The organism is Mesobacillus maritimus (genome assembly GCF_023715205.1).
Taxonomy (GTDB): Bacteria; Bacillota; Bacilli; order Bacillales; family Cytobacillaceae; genus Mesobacillus_B; species Mesobacillus_B maritimus_C.
Genome location: NZ_JAMBNR010000012.1, coordinates 118,494 through 135,988, shown reverse-complemented (window position 1 = coordinate 135,988; position 17,495 = coordinate 118,494). Strand labels below are relative to the sequence as shown.

General features: G+C 40.9%; 15 protein-coding genes. 5 read left to right on the top strand and 10 right to left on the bottom strand.

The genetic code is table 11. From position 1 onward, the window contains the following. Positions 1–22 precede the first annotated feature (22 nt). From preA to M3182_RS17575, 3 genes are read right to left on the bottom strand one after another with little or no spacing between them, the layout of a single operon-like run. Positions 23–1,291 (bottom strand): NAD-dependent dihydropyrimidine dehydrogenase subunit PreA, encoded by a 1,269-nt coding sequence (gene preA, locus M3182_RS17585; protein ID WP_251559267.1) that lies wholly within the window; start codon positions 1,289–1,291, stop codon positions 23–25. A gap of 31 nt (positions 1,292–1,322) precedes the next feature. Further along, positions 1,323–2,711, bottom strand: a complete 1,389-nt coding sequence (locus tag M3182_RS17580) for an NAD(P)-dependent oxidoreductase (protein WP_251559265.1) — start codon at positions 2,709–2,711, stop codon at positions 1,323–1,325. Between the two features lie 12 nt (positions 2,712–2,723). Continuing rightward, a complete protein-coding gene (locus M3182_RS17575) occupies positions 2,724–4,205 on the bottom strand; it encodes an aldehyde dehydrogenase family protein (RefSeq protein ID WP_251434895.1) in 1,482 nt (493 codons plus the stop codon). A 322-nt stretch (positions 4,206–4,527) separates the two neighbouring features. Between M3182_RS17575 and M3182_RS17570 the strand changes: the two genes are divergently transcribed. Together M3182_RS17570 and M3182_RS17565 are read left to right on the top strand one after the other, a co-directional pair. Next, on the top strand, positions 4,528–5,070 hold the full coding sequence (locus M3182_RS17570) for a hypothetical protein (protein ID WP_251559263.1): 543 nt from the start codon (positions 4,528–4,530) through the stop codon (positions 5,068–5,070). Further along, entirely contained in the window at positions 5,067–5,456 is a 390-nt protein-coding gene (locus tag M3182_RS17565; RefSeq protein WP_251559261.1) for a hypothetical protein, read from the top strand. Before M3182_RS17570 ends, M3182_RS17565 begins: the two co-directional genes overlap by 4 nt. A 39-nt stretch (positions 5,457–5,495) precedes the next feature. Here the strand turns inward: M3182_RS17565 and M3182_RS17560 are convergent, their stop codons facing one another. Beyond that, positions 5,496–6,686: a MalY/PatB family protein gene (locus tag M3182_RS17560; protein ID WP_251434889.1), complete on the bottom strand. Its 1,191-nt coding sequence runs from the start codon at positions 6,684–6,686 to the stop codon at positions 5,496–5,498. A 1,315-nt stretch (positions 6,687–8,001) separates the two neighbouring features. Here M3182_RS17560 and M3182_RS17555 point away from each other — a divergent pair. Genes M3182_RS17555 through M3182_RS17545 form a run of 3 tightly spaced genes read left to right on the top strand, consistent with a single transcriptional unit; the run spans position 8,002 to position 10,517 of the window. Further along, on the top strand, positions 8,002–9,285 hold the full coding sequence (locus tag M3182_RS17555; RefSeq protein WP_251559259.1) for a S1C family serine protease: 1,284 nt from the start codon (positions 8,002–8,004) through the stop codon (positions 9,283–9,285). Between the two features lie 39 nt (positions 9,286–9,324). Continuing rightward, complete coding sequence (locus M3182_RS17550) at positions 9,325–9,849, top strand: hypothetical protein (RefSeq protein WP_251434884.1); 525 nt, start codon at positions 9,325–9,327, stop codon at positions 9,847–9,849. After that, on the top strand, positions 9,849–10,517 hold the full coding sequence (locus M3182_RS17545) for a PspA/IM30 family protein (protein WP_251559257.1): 669 nt from the start codon (positions 9,849–9,851) through the stop codon (positions 10,515–10,517). Before M3182_RS17550 ends, M3182_RS17545 begins: the two co-directional genes overlap by 1 nt. A gap of 253 nt (positions 10,518–10,770) precedes the next feature. On the opposite strand, the gene M3182_RS17540 is transcribed toward M3182_RS17545, so the two are convergent. From M3182_RS17540 to M3182_RS17515, 6 genes are all read right to left on the bottom strand, one after another. Beyond that, a complete protein-coding gene (locus M3182_RS17540; RefSeq protein WP_251559255.1) occupies positions 10,771–11,778 on the bottom strand; it encodes a MupG family TIM beta-alpha barrel fold protein in 1,008 nt (335 codons plus the stop codon). Then, positions 11,775–13,136: a PTS transporter subunit EIIC gene (locus tag M3182_RS17535; RefSeq protein ID WP_251434873.1), complete on the bottom strand. Its 1,362-nt coding sequence runs from the start codon at positions 13,134–13,136 to the stop codon at positions 11,775–11,777. Before M3182_RS17535 ends, M3182_RS17540 begins: the two co-directional genes overlap by 4 nt. Before the next feature lie 41 nt (positions 13,137–13,177). Further along, positions 13,178–14,029 (bottom strand): MurR/RpiR family transcriptional regulator, encoded by an 852-nt coding sequence (locus M3182_RS17530; protein ID WP_251434870.1) that lies wholly within the window; start codon positions 14,027–14,029, stop codon positions 13,178–13,180. A 36-nt stretch (positions 14,030–14,065) separates the two neighbouring features. Continuing rightward, a complete protein-coding gene (gene murQ / locus M3182_RS17525) occupies positions 14,066–14,965 on the bottom strand; it encodes an N-acetylmuramic acid 6-phosphate etherase (RefSeq protein WP_251434867.1) in 900 nt (299 codons plus the stop codon). Positions 14,966–15,353: 388 nt separating this feature from the next. Next, positions 15,354–16,217, bottom strand: coding sequence for an HAD family hydrolase (locus M3182_RS17520; protein ID WP_251559254.1), 864 nt, complete (start codon positions 16,215–16,217; stop codon positions 15,354–15,356). A 264-nt stretch (positions 16,218–16,481) separates the two neighbouring features. Then, on the bottom strand, positions 16,482–17,375 hold the full coding sequence (locus M3182_RS17515) for a sulfurtransferase (protein ID WP_251559252.1): 894 nt from the start codon (positions 17,373–17,375) through the stop codon (positions 16,482–16,484). Positions 17,376–17,495 lie beyond the last annotated feature (120 nt).

Sequence of the window (17,495 nt, the reverse complement as noted above, 5' to 3'; positions counted from 1 at the left end):
CCTCCTTCTAGTTTAGTAGCTTTTAAGAATTGCAGACTGGAGCTTTTATTGCTGCTTGACGTTCATTCCAAGTCATTGGTTCGCCGTTTGGAATTTCGACCATATCAATTGCGCCATCTACCGGACAAACAATTGAACATAAGTTACAGCCCACGCAATCTTCTTCACGAACGCGAAGGATTGGCTCACCGGAGGTATCCTTTAACATGTCAATACACTGGTGGGAAGCGTCCTCACAGGCAATATGACACTTGTTACAGTTAATACATGTATCGTTGTTGATTCGTGCAACTACTTTATAATTCAAGTCAAGATTGCCCCAATCGGAATACTTTTCAACCGATTTGCCAACGATGCCATCAAGGTTTGCAATTCCTTTTTCATCAAGATAGTTGTTTAAGCCATCGACCATGTCTTCAACAATGCTAAAACCGTGATGCATCGCTGCAGTACAAACTTGAATGCTGCCTGCACCCATCAGCATAAATTCAACTGCATCCTGCCAAGTGGAAACGCCACCCATGCCAGAAATTGGTACATTGATTTCTGGATTACGGGCACATTCCGCAACCATATTCAAAGCAATTGGCTTAACCGCAGGACCACAATAGCCACCATGTGCTCCCTTCCCTGCGACGTTTGGAATCGTGTTCCAACTATCAAGATCAACACCTGCTAAACTATTAATTGTATTGATCATACTAATCGCATCGGCGCCACCTTGAACCGCTGCATAAGCGGTTGCGGTAATATCTGTGATATTTGGTGTAAGCTTAACAATAACTGGGACCTCCGCAACCTCTTTCGCCCAATATGTTTGTTTTTCAACCAGCTCTGGAACTTGGCCAGAAGCCGCTCCCATTCCACGCTCTGCCATCCCATGCGGACAACCGAAGTTTAATTCAAAACCATCAACTCCGACATCCTGTACACGTTTGACAATATCATGCCAAGCTGCTTGGTTTGGTTCCACCATAAGCGATGCAATCACCGCGTGATGTGGATACTTCTTTTTCGTTTCATAAATTTCTTTTAAATTGACTTCAAGTGGACGGTCGGTAATCAACTCGATATTGTTAAATCCCGCAACTCTTTGTCCGTTATAACTTGTGCCTGCAAAACGAGAAGATACGTTTAAGATTGGATCGCCTAGTGTTTTCCAAACCGCTCCGCCCCAGCCTGCTTCAAACGCTCTTTGCACTTGGTAACCAGAGTTAGTTGGTGGAGCAGAAGCCAACCAAAATGGATTCGGCGCCTTAATGCCGGCAAAGTTTACTCGTAAATCTGCCATTCAAATTCCTCCTGCCTAAAATAAGATTCAATTACCTGCTTTCAATTGCCACCTGATTCTCTGCAATGAACTTTTGATGAATCGCATGTGCTGTCAGCTTTCCTTGTTGTGCCGCAGTTACAACCATTGCATCTCCTTGACCATCACCAAAAATGACATCGCCTGCAGCATATACCTTTGGATTCGAGGTTTGATGTGTTTCTGTATCAATCTTAACTACACCCCAGTTATGCTCTAAGCCAAATTCTTCAATTAAGGAAGTATAGCGTGTTTGCCCAATGGCCTTGATGACCGCATCCACTTCCATCGTAAACGTGGAATTTGGTACTTGGACAGGACGGCGCCGACCTGATTCATCTGGCTCACCAAGTTCCATGTTGACACACTCTAATGCTTTGACCTTACCAGATTCATCTTTAATAATTTTTGTTGGTTGTGTTAACCATCTAAATTCCACACCATCTTGTTTCGCAAATTCATATTCAAACTCATAAGCCGTCATTTCTGCTTCGGTACGGCGATACACCATTTTCACATCAGCAGCTCCTAAGCGAACGGAACATGTCGCAGCGTCAATCGCAGTATTTCCGGCACCGATGACAGCAATTCTTTTTCCGACAAATTGATGATCAAGGGGCGGAGTCTTTGTGTTTTCAACAAATTCAATTGCGTCGTATACGCCTTCCGCATCTTCTCCTTCAATTCCTAACATCGGTACTTTTGACATTCCGATTGCGAGTATAACTGCATCATAGTTGTTGATAATTTCCTCTACTTGAATATCCCGACCAACTTTTGTGTTGGTATGAATCGTGACACCAAGATTTTCAACTTGTTGAACTTCCCATAATGAAATTTCCTGTGGCAACCGGAAACTAACAATTCCAAATGTATCCAAACCACCTGCTTTTTCTTTTGCTTCAAAAATCGTGACCTCATATCCTAGACGAGCGAGTTCACGTGCTGATGATAATCCAGCAGGGCCTCCTCCAATGATCGCCACTTTTTTTCCATTAACTTGCCCCGCTTCAAAGAGCTGTGCGTTATTTTCAATTGCCCAGTTTGTTGCATGACGTTGAAGGTTTCCAATCATAATTGGTAAAGAAGCATCATTTAGGACACATGCTCCCTCACAAAGCTCTTCGGTCGGACAAACACGCGCACAGCTTGCGCCAACTGGATTTGCTTCCATGATGACCTTTGCGGATCCTTTTAGGTTGCCAGAAGCAATTTTTTTAATAAAGGATGGGATGTTAATCCCCGTTGGACAAGCCTGAATACAGGGAGCGTCATAACAATATAGGCAACGGTTGGCTTCATCCATTGCTTCCTTTTGGGTTAACGCTGGTTCGATTTCACTAAAATTGACTCGTAAATCATCTAAAGAAATCTTCTTGTTCTTCACGCGATTTAAATGCATAAAATCCCCTCCCTACTTTTTTCCATGCGGTTTAATATAAACCGTTTTGTATTCTGTATAAAAATCAATCGCTGTGCTTCCCACTTCACGATAGCCACCAATACCCGTTCCTTTTATGCCCCCAAATGGGAACTGTGGCTCACTATACGTAGACGGCATATTGACATGGGTAAAACCAGCTTCGATGTTATTAATAAACTGCATCGACTTTTCCAGGTCGTTTGTATAGATTGTTGAAGACAGACCATACTCGACGTTATTTGCCCATTCCATTGCTTGGTCGAAACTGTCAACCTCCATAACACTGATAACCGGTCCAAAAATCTCTTCTTGAGCAATTGTCATATCCGGAGTAATGTTGCGAAAAATCGTTGGGGCGACAAAATATCCGTGAGCATAATCGCCTTCTGTTAGACGATCCCCACCGGTGACCAACACACCGTTTTCTTTTTTCGCAATCTCGATATAATTTAGGATGCTTTCCATAGAACCTTGATCAATTACAGGACCCATTTGCGTTCCTTCTTCTATCGGATTGCCGACATTCAAGTTCTCAACTTTTTGTTTTAACAAAGCGACAAATTCGTCCGCAATCGATTTAACGACGATAATCCGACTTGTCGCCGTACATCGTTGCCCACTTTCACCCAAGCCGCCAGCAATCGCATGGTCTGTAGCTAGCTCCAAATCCGCATCTTCTAACACAACAAATGGATTCTTCCCACCCATTTCCGCTTGGAAGCGCGCCCCTCGTTTTGCAATCAATTGATTAATCGTTAGCCCAACGCCATTCGAACCGGTAAACGATACTGCTTTAATATCAGAATGGTTCGCAATCGCATTTCCAACTTTTGATCCTGGTCCAGTTACAAAGTTCACTACACCTGCTGGCAATCCTGTTTTTTGATACGCTTCGACTAGCCACTGACTGACCAATGGCGTTTGGCTGGAAGGTTTAAAGACAACTGTACAGCCACAAGCTAGTGCCGTGGCAATTTTCCAAGCAGCAATTGCTAACGGGACATTCCATGGGGTAATAATGCCCACTACGCCGATTGCTTCACGCTTTGTGTAGCCAATTACTTCTTTGTCCCAAGATGGAATTGTTTCACCTGTTAATCGCTCCGCTTCACCAGCTAAATATCTCATCGCCCGTACGGTCCGCGTCACTTCTGCTTTCGCATCGGCATAAGACTTCCCAACTTCTAAGATTAATTGTTTAATAAACTCGTCTGAACGCTCTTCAATATAAGCTGCAGCGCGGAGAATGAATTGTCCCCTTTCTGGCGCCGCTTCTTTCTTCCATGATTTCAACGCTTCTTTTGCAGCCTCCACCGCTTCTAGAACATCCTGTTCACTCGACTGCTGGCAAATACCCAACTCCATTCTTGTATCTGCAGGGTTGGTCACTAAAAAGGTTTCCCCAGTAGACGCTTCCGTCCACTTGTCACCAATTAAGTTTTTGTAAATCTTTGTTTTTTCTGAAATTTTCATTTGCGTATTCCCTCCATTGCAATCAATTTAAAAATCGAGGCGCAACTATTGTCTTAATATTCTTAAAACTAGAATATGATATCAAAAGGATGTTGTCAACAACATTGATTGCATTTAATTTATACTTTTGTCGTAAGTAAAATATTAATATTTTGTTATGATATCTTTTTAAGGTATATATATTAGGTTGAAATTTCTCGGTCATTACATCAATTTTAGTTCCATAAATGATTCAAAAAATTTATTTTTATTACGTTTTTATTGTAGAATAAGGATAGATTTAATTTTCTGACAGAAATACAGGGGGAAGAAGTGAAAAAAATTGAAACGAGATGCGTTAGAAGCAAACATAAAATCGCTTGAGGAAAAAATAAAAGCTCAGCAACTGGAATTGGAACAATTGCGAAAGCAACTTGACGCATTGGAAGTCCAAGACAAAGAACGAAAAAAATACGTCTCTTCGAAAGAAATCGTCGATTTAATTTATAAAAATGTTGGTAAAAAGGTCAATATGAGCACAATTAAACGCTGGGCAGATGAAGGTTATTTAGGAGAGGTTATTGACGAGAAAGAAAAATTTTGGGCACTGCAATCAAAACAAGGAAAAAAACGGTTTGTTTACCCAAAGGTTCAAGCATTTACATTTTTATATGAAAAAGGCTTTTTAATGCCTGAATACGAAGTACTTGATCGCGTTTTGATCACAAACCAAGAACATCACCAAGTAATTGGCATCGTCATTGATTGTCGCCTTCACAAAGGTGAATTTCTATACAGTATTCAAAAAGAAGGAAAGTTTGAAATCGCTAAAGACATTAAAGAAAGCGAGTTAACACTAGCCAGCGGGGAAGTGAACAAAGAGTGAAAGCGAAAATAAAACTTGAAAACAATGTGCCGAATCAAGAAAATGCGCGAAAAATTCGTGAAGCCAATCGCAAGGCGAATAACATGATTGATATCTCCTTTAAAGAGGATTTGACCGAAATTTACTTTGAAGGCGAACGCATCTTGATCCCTGAAAAATCGATGTTCACGGAAGACATCCTAGTTTCAGGTCAAGTCAAAGAAAAAGACGAAGTAATTGAAATCTTTCCAAAAGATAAAGGGAAAACCGTTAACCTTCATCTTGATGCTGATTTAGTCGCTGAATTAAATGAAATTAAAAATCATGTTGCGAGCAAAACGCAACATGACATCATTTTAGAACTGTTTAAAAAGGGATTGGATCAATATAATAAAGAAAACAAATAGCAAAAGGACCTCATGTTGAAGGTCCTTCTCTATGTTCTGTTATTTTAAATCAGCAAACTCACGTGCAATTCGTTCAAATGCTTCTTTGATAACCGGTCTTGGGGATGGAAGACAAATCCGCTGATACGGCAACCCTTCGTCTCCGAACATTTTCCCATCTTCAAGGAGTACGTTCGCTTTGCTATAGATTCGCTCATGCACCTCATCTGGAGAAATCCCGTAACCGCTAAAATCCATCCACATCACATAGGTACCTTCAGGAATCCTAACTTTCACCTTCGGCATATGCTCTGCTAAGAAATTGACCACCCATTCCATGGTCCCATCAATATAGTCAATCAATTGGTCTAGCCATTCTTCCCCTTCATGATACACCGCAATAAGTGCAGAAATTGTAAATGGCGATGGCAAATGCATGCCCATCTCTTTACTAAACGTTCCGCGTAGCTCGGAATCTTTAATGACCACATTTGTACAATGCAAACCAGCGACATTAAACGTTTTATTGATTGCCGTACATGTTACAATATGACTTTGGTCATCCGTTACTTTGGCAATTGGAACAAATTTTTCCCCACGACGAATCAAGTCCCCATGAATTTCATCCGCAACGATCACAACGCCATTTTCTTTACAAATAGCGGACAAACGTTTGAGTTCATCTTCTTTCAAAACTCTCCCTGTCGGATTGTGAGGATTACAGAGAATAAACATTGTCGTATTCTCTTCTTTTGCTTTTGCCTCAAAGTCAGCGAAATCAATGGTATAATAACCCTCTTCGTCCACTTTCAAGGCGTTGTTGCGAACCACTCGATCATTGCCTTCTATCGCAGACGTGAACGGTGGGTAAACCGGCCGCTGAATAATTACCCCATCCCCTGGTTGTGTTAACGCTCTTACCGCAACGTTTACCGCATGTACTGTTCCCGGACTATAGACAATTTCCTCTTTTTTGATATCCCAGTCGTGTCTCTTTTTAAACCAATGCTGAATTGCTTCAAAATATTCTGGCGGGAAAACCGAATATCCAAAAATCCGGTGATCCACTGTTTTATGTAGTGCATCAATCAACGGTTGTGGCACTGGTAAATCCATATCCGCTGTAAACAATGGAATGGTTTCTTCATCATATCGATCCGCGAGACCAATTTGTTTTAACAAGTCGCCTCCATCCCACTTCATTGAATAAGTATTCCGGCGATTGACGATTTCATCAAAATTATACTTCATCAAGACTCACTCCTTTTCATTTAGCACTCTTTCTTAAACAACGGTTGGTTAAACACGGCTGTTTGAGAAGAGTTTTGTAAAATTACATTGAAGGATTAAGTAACATTTAATACGACTTTTACAGAAAATATTAGCCTAATTTAAGATAGAGTAGGTTAGAACTTGTTATGATTTCACTTTAACTCTTCCTCATTCTAGTTTCAAATAATCTCCTGCCTTTTGTCCATAAAAGTGCTTAATTTGGTTAAGTTGTTTTTTCATTTAATTCATTGCTGCACGGCTCTATTATCATTGGACTACTTCTATTAAGGAAACTCTATAGCTTAAAAGAAATCTATGTGACCACCCACTGTTTTATTTACCTAAATCTGGAACGTAGAGCCCTTAGGTTACCGGGGATCCTTGCTTCCTCCCTTATTCGGGCACGTAGAAACCCTTTAGGTTACCGGGGATTCTTGCTTTCACCCTTATGCAGGCACGTAGACCTACTCTATCTTACCGTTATAGTGTTTTATCCTACTCATCAGGCATATAGACATTTCTCGGTTACCGTCCACCTTCTTTTTTTAACTCATCGGGCACTGACACTCCTCCTCGATTACCGCTCACTCCCTTTTTTCACCTCAACCGGCACTGACTCTCCTCCTCGATTACCGCTCACTCCCTTTTTTCACTTCACCGGGCACCGACACGACTCCTCGATTACAGTTCACTCTCTTTTTTCAACTCAACCGGCACTGACTCTCCTCCTCGCTTACCGTCCATTTTCTTTTTTCACCTCATCGGGCACCGACACTCCTCCTCGGTTACCGTCACCTCTCTTTTTTCACCTCATCGGGCACCGACACTCCTCCTCGATTACCGTTCACTCTCTTTTTTCACCTCATCGGGCACCGACACTCCTCCTCGGTTACCGTCACCTCTCTTTTTCACCTCATCGGGCACCGACACTCCTCCTCGATTACCGTTCACTCCCTTTTTTCACTTCATCGGGCACCGACTCGACTCCTCGATTACCGGTCACTCCTTTTTTTACCCCAACAGGCATTGACACCTACTTTCTATCCCCCTTCACTCCTTCCTCACCTATGTATATATAACCATTATTTACCAAAGCCATTCCATTACTCATCGCCGTTATCGTCACCTATCGACCTGAATGCTAATCACGCTAAACTTCCCCAAAAAAATGACCAAAACATTTGTTAACAAAAATTCCCTCATTGATAAAAAACAGGTCGTAAATTGTTAAAAGTTTGTTCATATTTGCGGGCTAAGATATAAGCATCGGTAGGAATTCAAGGAGGAATTAGCCATGAGCGATTTATATAAACCATTTGATGAGCAAACCACTCACTCGCAAAATGAAGAACCTATTAAACCAAATCCTTTTGAACAAACAGAAAATCCGAAACAAAAACCTAGGAAATCAGCTGGCTTTAAAAGCTTTCTTTCAATGATTACCGCTGGTGTGATGGGATCTGCTTTAACACTAGGAGCAGTAACCTATACAGATTCATTTGATTTTCTAAAAGGAAAACCAAATGCAGATACGAACGAATACCTTAATGCTGACGAATTAGCTGCAAGCATTGTCCCTACATCCAACGCTGGAAACACAACCGTCTCATTAGCCGACATTGCTGAAGATGCATCTAAAGCCATCGTGGGCATCGTGAATTATCAAAACCAAAGCAATCCATTTTCCGGTGCTCAAGGAACTGTCCAAAGTGGTTCTGGTTCAGGCGTTATTTTTAAAGTTGATGGCAATAACGCATTTATCGTAACCAATAATCATGTCATAGAAGGCGCAACAGAAGTGGAAATTTCCCTATACAACGGAGAAAAAGTGAAGGCTGAAGTGGTTGGTGCGGATGCTTTAACGGACTTGGCTGTTTTAAAAATAGACGAAAAATATGCAACCCATACCCTAGAATTTGGCGACTCTTCCGGCCTAAGACCAGGTGACCAAGTCATGGCCATTGGAAATCCACTCGGATTAGATTTGTCCCGGACTGTGACACAAGGAATTGTCAGTGCTATTGACCGAGAAATCGCAGTTGAAACGTCCGCCGGTGAATGGGAGCTTTCCGTTATTCAAACCGATGCTGCGATTAATCCAGGAAATAGTGGTGGAGCACTCATTAACACAAGCGGACATGTGATTGGGATTAACAGCTTAAAAATATCCGATAACGGTGTCGAAGGTCTTGGGTTCGCGATTCCAAGTAATGATGTTGTACCAATTATTAATGAACTAATCGAAAACGGAAAGGTTGAGCGCCCATATCTTGGAGTTAGTTTAACAGACTTGCAAGAAATACCGAGTGTATATCTTCAATCCCTTCCTGAAAATGTAACCGATGGAACAATGGTCAGCTATGTGGAACCCAATTCAGCTGCTGCCAAAGCCGGCCTAAAACAAATGGATGTGATTGTTGCCATTGATCATGATGTAGTGGACAACTCAAGTGATTTACGCAAATACATGTATTCTCATTTATCGGAAGGAGATACAGCCACTTTAAAAGTCTACCGCGAAGGTAAAGAAATCGAAGTGGATGTGAACTTAGATCAATCCAACTCCAATACAAATTAAGACCAAACAGAATTTGGTCTTGAAAGGAGGTGAATGATTGTGAAAAAAGTGATCCAGTGGGGATTCGTAATCTTCCCCATCTTTCTTTTATGCTTAATCCTAGTTAAGCTAACAGGTTTCTATGTTAATAGTGTTCATTCACCTTTGTTCTTTCAGGGAAGCTATATCGGCCACGTTAGCGGTCATCACTTCGGGCACCATGCTGCAGGGCGATTCCATGAATCAATGCACACATCTTATCTCTCCCCTCCTTCCATGCTAATGAATGTCTTTAAAATTGCACTAGCATTGGCCGGACTAGCAATCTGGAAGCTTTCAAAAGAAAAACTAGGAAAGTTAGTAGGAGGTATGATATTTAGCTTTGCATCTTTTATCCTACTACCTGCAATCCTAGGAATCCCATTCCTTTTAGTGATGGGTTACCTTGGATACAAAGCTTTCTACCAGGAGGAGGAGCAACCTATACAACCGCTAAGAATATCTGATTCTGCGATTGTTAGCCAATTTAAAAAGAGAGATTTTTTAGATGAATGGGAACAATCCGTTCGTAAGGAGGAACAATAATGGGCATTTTTACTCGTATAAAAAATATTATTAGCGCGGATTTTAATGATGCATTGGATCGGGTTGAGGACCCCGTCGCTATGCTCAAACAGCATTTACGGGAAATGGAGGAAGAAATTCAAAGAGCCCACGCTTCACTAGCGAACCAATTGTATATTGAAAAGAAATACGAGGCCATCTTGAAAGAAACTTCTGATGTCGTTCAAAAGCGCAAACGGCAGGCAGAACTCGCCGTTGAAAGAAAAGAAGATGACATTGCTCGACTTGCCATTCAGGACAAGCTTGAAAACGAGAAAAAGCTGAATGCTTATCAAGAACAATATCAAGCAATTAAAAATCAAACAGATTTGCTTTGCGGCCATATTGATTCTTTACGTGAAAAATATAAAGAATTCGAAACTCAGAAACTCGCACTTATATCTAGAATGAATGTCGCTCAAGCGACCTCTGATATAAGTAATATCTCAGCTTCCACGAACCCAGAAATTGCGACAAAAGGCTTTCAAAGAGTAGAAGACCATATGTTCAAATTAGAAGCGAAAACAGCCGCAAACCAATACGGGATGAAACAATCTACTTTTTTCGAGGGAAGCATCCTTGATGCTGATGTTGAAAAAGAACTCGCTAATTTAAAGGCATCCAAAACTACAGTAGAACAACAAGCTTAATAAAGCAAAAGCTGTTGACGCCCCCCAACAGCTTTTCATATTTGAACTATTTATTGATTCAAGACAATGATAAAAAATGGACTGGCCAATACTATATGGTTGCCGAGTGAAATGTCATGTTTTATTTAAGCTTTATTTCCTCTTAGCGCCCTTCCAGCGATCTCCTTTGATTTCAAATAGATTAATATAAAAATAATCCTCAAACCCATTAAAAAAATCCAACCCGTAAAAATACGGACTGGATTTCACACGTCTAATTTAATTCAATTATCATCCCTGGTTTTAAAAGTTTTAATTTCGGAAGATCATTTGCCTTTACTCTTCCAATTACATTCACCCGTTCGTCGGCAGGTAAATCCCTCAACGTAATTTGGATTTCTCCTCGGTATCGTCCATAGCGGTCATTGTCCATTGTAATTGTCCCAACTGGCCGCAATGCTGGTTCGTTTGGCTCAACCTTTTCCTTTGTTCGAGTATCCATGAACCGAAGAACATCACGCGATAAATCTGGTCTTAGTTGATACTTCCCTTGGTGAATAAACCCACATTCGGTCTCTAGAACAACCTTCTTCTCTGTGGATAACGTCATTAATTCTTCCAATAATCCATTCCCATGATCAGGGTCCCCAATATAGACTTCATCTACACCGGCATGGAACAGCTCTAAAGCCGCTAAAAACGGTTGAACTTCGCGATGCTTTTCTAGCGTTGGCAATCCTTCATAAAGTGGTCCGCGCTTTTCACCAGCACCTGGGATATAAGCGAAAATCGGGATATGATATTTTTTATACAATAAATTCTGCTGGTAAAAAAACTCTTCACTTAATCCCGTTTCTACTCTTGGATAAAAATTATGCCAGCCAATTAACTGTTCTGCTTTTAATCCACTTTCAAAAAGTCTTCGTAAATCTTCTTCAAACAAGATACTCGCATTAATCGCAAGCTTGAATTCTTTTGCTAATGAAAGAATCAGTTCATCGCCAAAAAAATCATCCAAGCGCAAACCAGTTATGCCAAGTTCTTTTAATGAGAACAAACTCTCTAGTCCTAAGTGAGTAGGCGTATGATACGAAACATCCGCAAAAACTTCAATTCCATTATCCTTTGCCAGCTGCAACAAACTTTTAGCACGTGCAGCGAGATCCCCAGATTCTTCAGGAATGTGAAGCGAGGTAAACGCTCGCTTCACACCCATTTTTCCTGCTTTAACAATTCTTTCTTCTGCTAAAGAATCATTTAAATAGAAAGATATTCCGATCAATCAAATTCACCTGCCATTTCATCTTTAAACCCAAATAGGTACGTAAAGATGAAACCAGCTACATACGCGATGAATAAACCGACTAAATAAAGAAGAATTTCTCCATGATTGACAATGAATGCTAGAGGCAAACCTGAAACACCGACAGCTACGGTAGCGATATCATAATACGCTTGAAATGCTCCACCAACACCAGCACCAAGACAAGCGGTAATAAACGGACGACCAAGGGGCAAGGTTACACCAAAGATTAGTGGTTCACCAATTCCGAGCATCCCTGATGGCAAACCGCCTCCGATTGCTCGCTTTAAGCGTGGTTTTTTTGTTTTAAAATAAATCGCAAATGCGGCACCAACTTGACCAGCGCCACCCATTGCTAGGATAGGTAGTAATGGGTCATCCCCAATGGTGTTAATTAATTCTAAGTGCACCGGCGTTAACCCTTGGTGTAAACCGGTTACAACTAACGGCAAGAACGTAGATCCTAGTACAAATCCAGCGACAATTCCACCCATATCTAAAACAGTAAGCAAGCCTTTTGTAATAACATCAGAAATGAATCCACCTACCGGCATAAAGACAATATATGTGACAATACCAGTAATCAAAAGAGCAATGGTAGGGGTTACAATAATATCTAATGACTGTGGCACAAATTTACGTACTCTTTGTTCAACAATCGCAATGAAAATGGCAGCTAGCATGACGCCAATTAGTCCACCTCGACCAGGTACTAATTCTTCGCCAAATAATGTAATCGTCGCTGCAGCTGGGTTGATAATCAAGATGCCCGCTAACCCACCAAGTGCAGGCGAACCACCAAATTCTTTCGCAGCATTGATCCCTACTAAAATACCAAGATAGGCAAATAACCCGCCGCCAATCACGGTTAAAATCGTTGCTAGCTGAGACTCAGCTGCCAACCACCCAGCCTGAATGACTGCTTTCGAAATCCCAGTAATTAATCCTGATGCAACAAGCGCAGGAATTAACGGAATGAAAATGCTTGCAATTTTGCGTAGAAACAGTTTAAAAGGTGTTGCATTTTTCTTGTTAATTTCCCCTTTCACCGCAGATGCTCGATCCTTTAAGTTAATTTCTCCTGATGACTCTATGAGTCTTCCAAACTCTTCAGTTACTTTATTTACTTTCCCTGGACCAAGGATAATTTGCAGAGTTTCTTCTTCCACAACACCGATGACGCCGTCAATCTTTTTAATTTCATCTTTTTTAACGATTGACTCATCATGAGGTGTCACCCGCAGTCGCGTCATACAATGTGTATACGACGCGATATTTCCGGCTCCACCTAATTGATTTAATATTTTTTCTGCAAGAATTTTATTTTCTCCAGCCATTTCCGGCTCCCCCCATCATTATGAAAATAGGAACGATTTGATCAATGATCTTTTAAAAATTGAATGGCTTCTCTTGTTTTATCGATATACTGAACGGTTTCATCAAACTGTTCAGTGGCCATACTTAAAAACAAAATATCGATGATCAATAATTGTGCTAACCGCGACGAAGTGGCCGCGCTACGGAACGGTGCCTCAGCGGAGTACGAAGTATACAAGTTAATATCCGCTAATGAACTCAGAGAGCTTTGCCCATATTTCGTTAAACTTATGGTTTTGACACCCTGTTCTTTCGCCAGTGCGGTCACATTAATCACCTCTTGCGTTTCACCTGAGAACGAAATCGCAAATAAAACATCATCCTTCTCTGCGTTTGCAAGTAATGTGGCCAACAAATGCGTATCCGCTAAAGCCGTTGCTCTTTTATTGATCCGAAGCAGTTTTTGCTGCGCATCAATCGCAATGACATGTGAAGCTCCAATCCCGTAAAAGTGAATATTTTTTGCGTTTAACAGCGCTTGAACAGCTTTTTCCAGTTCTTCGTGATTGATAATTTCCGCTGAGTCACGTAAACTCTGAATACTATTATTCAGTGTCTTATGAACGATATCTTCAGGTCTTTCGCCACGTTCGATATCCCGGTAGCCTTGTTCTTTTGGCTTACCAAGATCACCGATAATCCGAACCTTTAAGTCCTGAAAACCTTTAACACCAAGCGATTTGCAAAGCCGAATGACCGCAGCCCCGCTTGATTGTGTTTTTGTCGCTAAATCACTTACTGTGCAATTAACCGCTTCATAAGGATATTCAAGAATAAACTGAGCGATTTTTCGTTCCGAGGCAGGCAATTGATTCAGCATATTTTCAATCATTTTTAAACCGCCTGTTACCACAGAGTATCACCACCTTTTATACAGCCATCAGCTGCATTAAGACTCAATTGCAATGCGCACATATCCGTTTGATTCGTCAAGAAGCTTAATAGCCTCATCTTTCCCTAGATTCTTTTTAATCATCACGATGGCTACTTTAACTTGAAGATTGGCTGCCTCAAGCGCCTTTAATGCTTCTTCATAGCTAACTTCTGTCACCTTTATGATGATATTGATGGCCCGTTCTTTTAATTTTTCATTGCTCACATGAACGTCTACCATTAAGTTTTCGTATGCCTTCCCTAATAAAATCATCGATGATGTGGAAATCATATTGAGAATCATTTTGTGTGCAGTTGCTGCTTTTAGCCTTGTTGAGCCTGTCAAAACCTCTGGACCGACAATCACTTCAATCACCGTATCCGCTTCTTTGCTAATGAGAGCATTCTGGTTACAAGACAACGCCACCGTTTTTGCGTTTATGCTACGAGCATAGCGAAGAGCTCCAATAACATATGGCGTTCTCCCACTTGCAGCAATTCCGACCACCGTATCTTTGTCCGTTAGGTCTAGGTTCTTCAAGTCGTACTCGCCAGCTTCTGGTTTGTCTTCTGCTCCCTCAACTGCTTTAACAAACGCATTTTCTCCACCAGCAATAATTCCTTGCACCATACTTGGATCCGTACTGAATGTTGGCGGACACTCAACCGCATCGAGAACACCTAAACGTCCACTTGTTCCAGCACCAATGTATATTAACCTGCCACCTTGTTTAAATGATTCAAAGGCAGCTGTTACAGCTTTTTCAACCTCTGGTAGAACACTTTCTACAGCTGTCGCGACTCTTTGATCTTCCTCATTCATAATGCGCAATATATCCATCGGTTGTGCTGTATCAATTTGCATCGAAGCTTCATTGCGGGACTCCGTTGTTAACGCTTTCAAATTGTGTTGCATTCCCCATCCTCCTTGCTCGTCATAATTAAGAATTACTTTAAATTTCACTTTTATTATATCTCCAATGAAATAATAGTTCAATATTATTTACGCCATTTTAAAATTTTATTTCAAAAACAGTTTCGAATTTGTCACAAATAGTTTAATCCTTTTTCCCGTAAAAAAAGATGGAGCAACTACATCGCTCCACCTGGAATATTAGATTATTTATATACTATTTCTTTTAGGCTCTTTCTCAAGGATTGTTACTTTCTTTTTAAAGGAAATATAGAATGTGCTTTAGCTATAATTCCTTTAAAAAGTTCGTTTACAAAATGAGAATCAAGTAGTAACGCAGAGAAAGGCTTATTTCGCTTTAAAATCGGCTTTAGGATTTTAACAACAAACTTTACGACAACATCCTTTCTTTGATGGCTTTCGCAACTCCTAACTCATCATTCGCCGTTGTCACTGTATTCGCTTTTGCCTTTACCTCTTCTGGGGCGTTCCCCATCGCAATTCCTAAACCTGCTGATTGTAGCATATCAACATCGTTAAAATTATCCCCAATCGCTGCCACCTCTGACCATTCAAATGATAAAGACTGAATTAACTCACTCAAGGCGGTGCCCTTTGTGGTGTTAACAGGAGAAATCTCTAGGTTTAAAAAATCAAGACTGCTGCTTACGACGAATTCGTTGTTTAGCCCATTCAAATATTGTCTAAACTCATGGAATTGCTTTTCATCCTTCCGAAACGCTGCAAATTTTAAGATTTGAGGAGTATTGGCTGAGACATAATCTTGGAGGTCATCAATCTGTTTAACACTACATTGACGGCGAAAATATTCGCAAGTTTCTTTTTTTCCACCCGAAAAATGTAACGCGGGGATATTGTTTTCAATCCAGTTGTTATTCCACCGATTCCGCTCTGGTACTAGCAGATGGTCTCCTTCGTATAAATGCCCATAAACATCGTACCTTTCACAAGCCTCAAGAAACGTTAATATCCCCTGTTGTGAAAAAGCAGCCTGTGCTAAAATTTGTCCGTTTGCTTCTTGAAAGACAGCACCATTATAAGCCACGATCGGATCATCGAGACCAAGTGTTTCTGATACCCATTTCGTTGAAAGTGGTGAGCGCCCACTACAGATGACAACTGTTCCCCCGCGGTCTTTATACTCATGAATAGCTTGAATTGTCTCTTTATCGATTTCTTTCTTGCTGTTAAACACCGTTCCATCTAAGTCTAGAGCTAGTACCTTATATTCCATTTTCTCTCCTCCCGCCCTGCATCGTTGATACGAAAATATAAAGCTACTATCTCAAAAGTCTACCTTGATTTCAATCCTTCTTCCATACCATTTAAATCTCTCTTCCACAGCATCTATCTTAAATTACTAGCTTTAAACAGGTACAAACCACACTCTCTAAGAGAGGCCCTACAAAATGAAATGAACATAAAATACCTGCTCATAAAAGATAAAAGATCAAACCTACAAGAAGAGTTTGATCTTTTATCTTTTTCCCATTTACATTTATTCACCTGTAACCAATGGACAATCCGGATCGCTTGCCCATTCATTCATGGAGCCATCATATACGGCAACATTTTTCTGTCCAAGTTTATTTAAGATCAGCGCATTCCAAGTGGCTGCAATGCCACCACCACAATAGGTAATCACTTTTTTATTTGGATCAAGTGCCCCCACTTTTTCAAATGTTTGTCGCAACGTTTCCTCATCGTGGACTTTCCTAGTTGTTTCATCAGCATGCTGGCCAAAAAACACATTTACACTGCTTGGGATATGTCCTTTACGCGGATATGTATCCGTTTCGCCACGGAAATCAGCAGGCGACAAGCTGTTAATTAAAACGACTTTATCATCCTTCATCGCCTTTTTCACATCTTCTTTCGTAGCCAAAAGGTCAGGGCGACGCTGTCCTGTAAACTCAGCAGGTGGATAATGTCCGGATTCGGTTGATACTGGTCTTCCTTCATCCTTCCATTTCTGAAATCCACCTTCTAACACGGAAATCTCATCAAACCCCTCATACCTTAATTGCCAAGCAAGGCGAGAAGCCCATTGAGCAGCAACTACTGGACTACCCACCATTGCACCCTGGTCATAAATCACCACATAGGTACCATCCCCTACACCTAGTTCTTCCATTTTCTTAACAAATTGGTCACGAGGAGGCACAGTCATCGGAAGCTTTGCCTCAGGATCTGATAAATCAGTTAGTAAATCTGCAAAAACCGCCCCAGGAATATGCCCTTTTTCATACGCATCTCGCCCAGACCATATCCCTGTTTCCCCTCCGTTTTCTGGTATCTTCAAAAAGGTTGTTGCATCTATGATTCTAAGTTTTGGGTCGTCCAATCTTTCAGCCAACCAGTTTGTATCCACGATTAATGGATGCTTTTCCATGTAAAGTCACTCCTTTTCCTAAATGACCCATAGTTACTGCTATTTTACTTATTCTAACCAATACTTTTATAAAAAAACGCTCTGAAATTCCTACATATTGAAAAACCATAAATAAAGAAA

Excerpts from the sequence above, each read along its gene's own strand:
- M3182_RS17575 (WP_251434895.1), bottom strand. The coding sequence starts at position 4,205 with ATGAAAATTTCAGAAAAAACAAAGATTTACAAAAACTTAATTGGTGAC.
- M3182_RS17555 (WP_251559259.1), top strand. The coding sequence starts at position 8,002 with ATGAGCGATTTATATAAACCATTTGATGAGCAAACCACTCACTCGCAA.
- M3182_RS17535 (WP_251434873.1), bottom strand. The coding sequence starts at position 13,136 with ATGGCTGGAGAAAATAAAATTCTTGCAGAAAAAATATTAAATCAATTA.
- M3182_RS17560 (WP_251434889.1), bottom strand. The coding sequence starts at position 6,686 with ATGAAGTATAATTTTGATGAAATCGTCAATCGCCGGAATACTTATTCA.
- M3182_RS17520 (WP_251559254.1), bottom strand. The coding sequence starts at position 16,217 with ATGGAATATAAGGTACTAGCTCTAGACTTAGATGGAACGGTGTTTAAC.
- murQ (WP_251434867.1), bottom strand. The coding sequence starts at position 14,965 with ATGCAACACAATTTGAAAGCGTTAACAACGGAGTCCCGCAATGAAGCT.
- preA (WP_251559267.1), bottom strand. The coding sequence starts at position 1,291 with ATGGCAGATTTACGAGTAAACTTTGCCGGCATTAAGGCGCCGAATCCA.
- M3182_RS17545 (WP_251559257.1), top strand. The coding sequence starts at position 9,849 with ATGGGCATTTTTACTCGTATAAAAAATATTATTAGCGCGGATTTTAAT.
- M3182_RS17580 (WP_251559265.1), bottom strand. The coding sequence starts at position 2,711 with ATGCATTTAAATCGCGTGAAGAACAAGAAGATTTCTTTAGATGATTTA.
- M3182_RS17515 (WP_251559252.1), bottom strand. The coding sequence starts at position 17,375 with ATGGAAAAGCATCCATTAATCGTGGATACAAACTGGTTGGCTGAAAGA.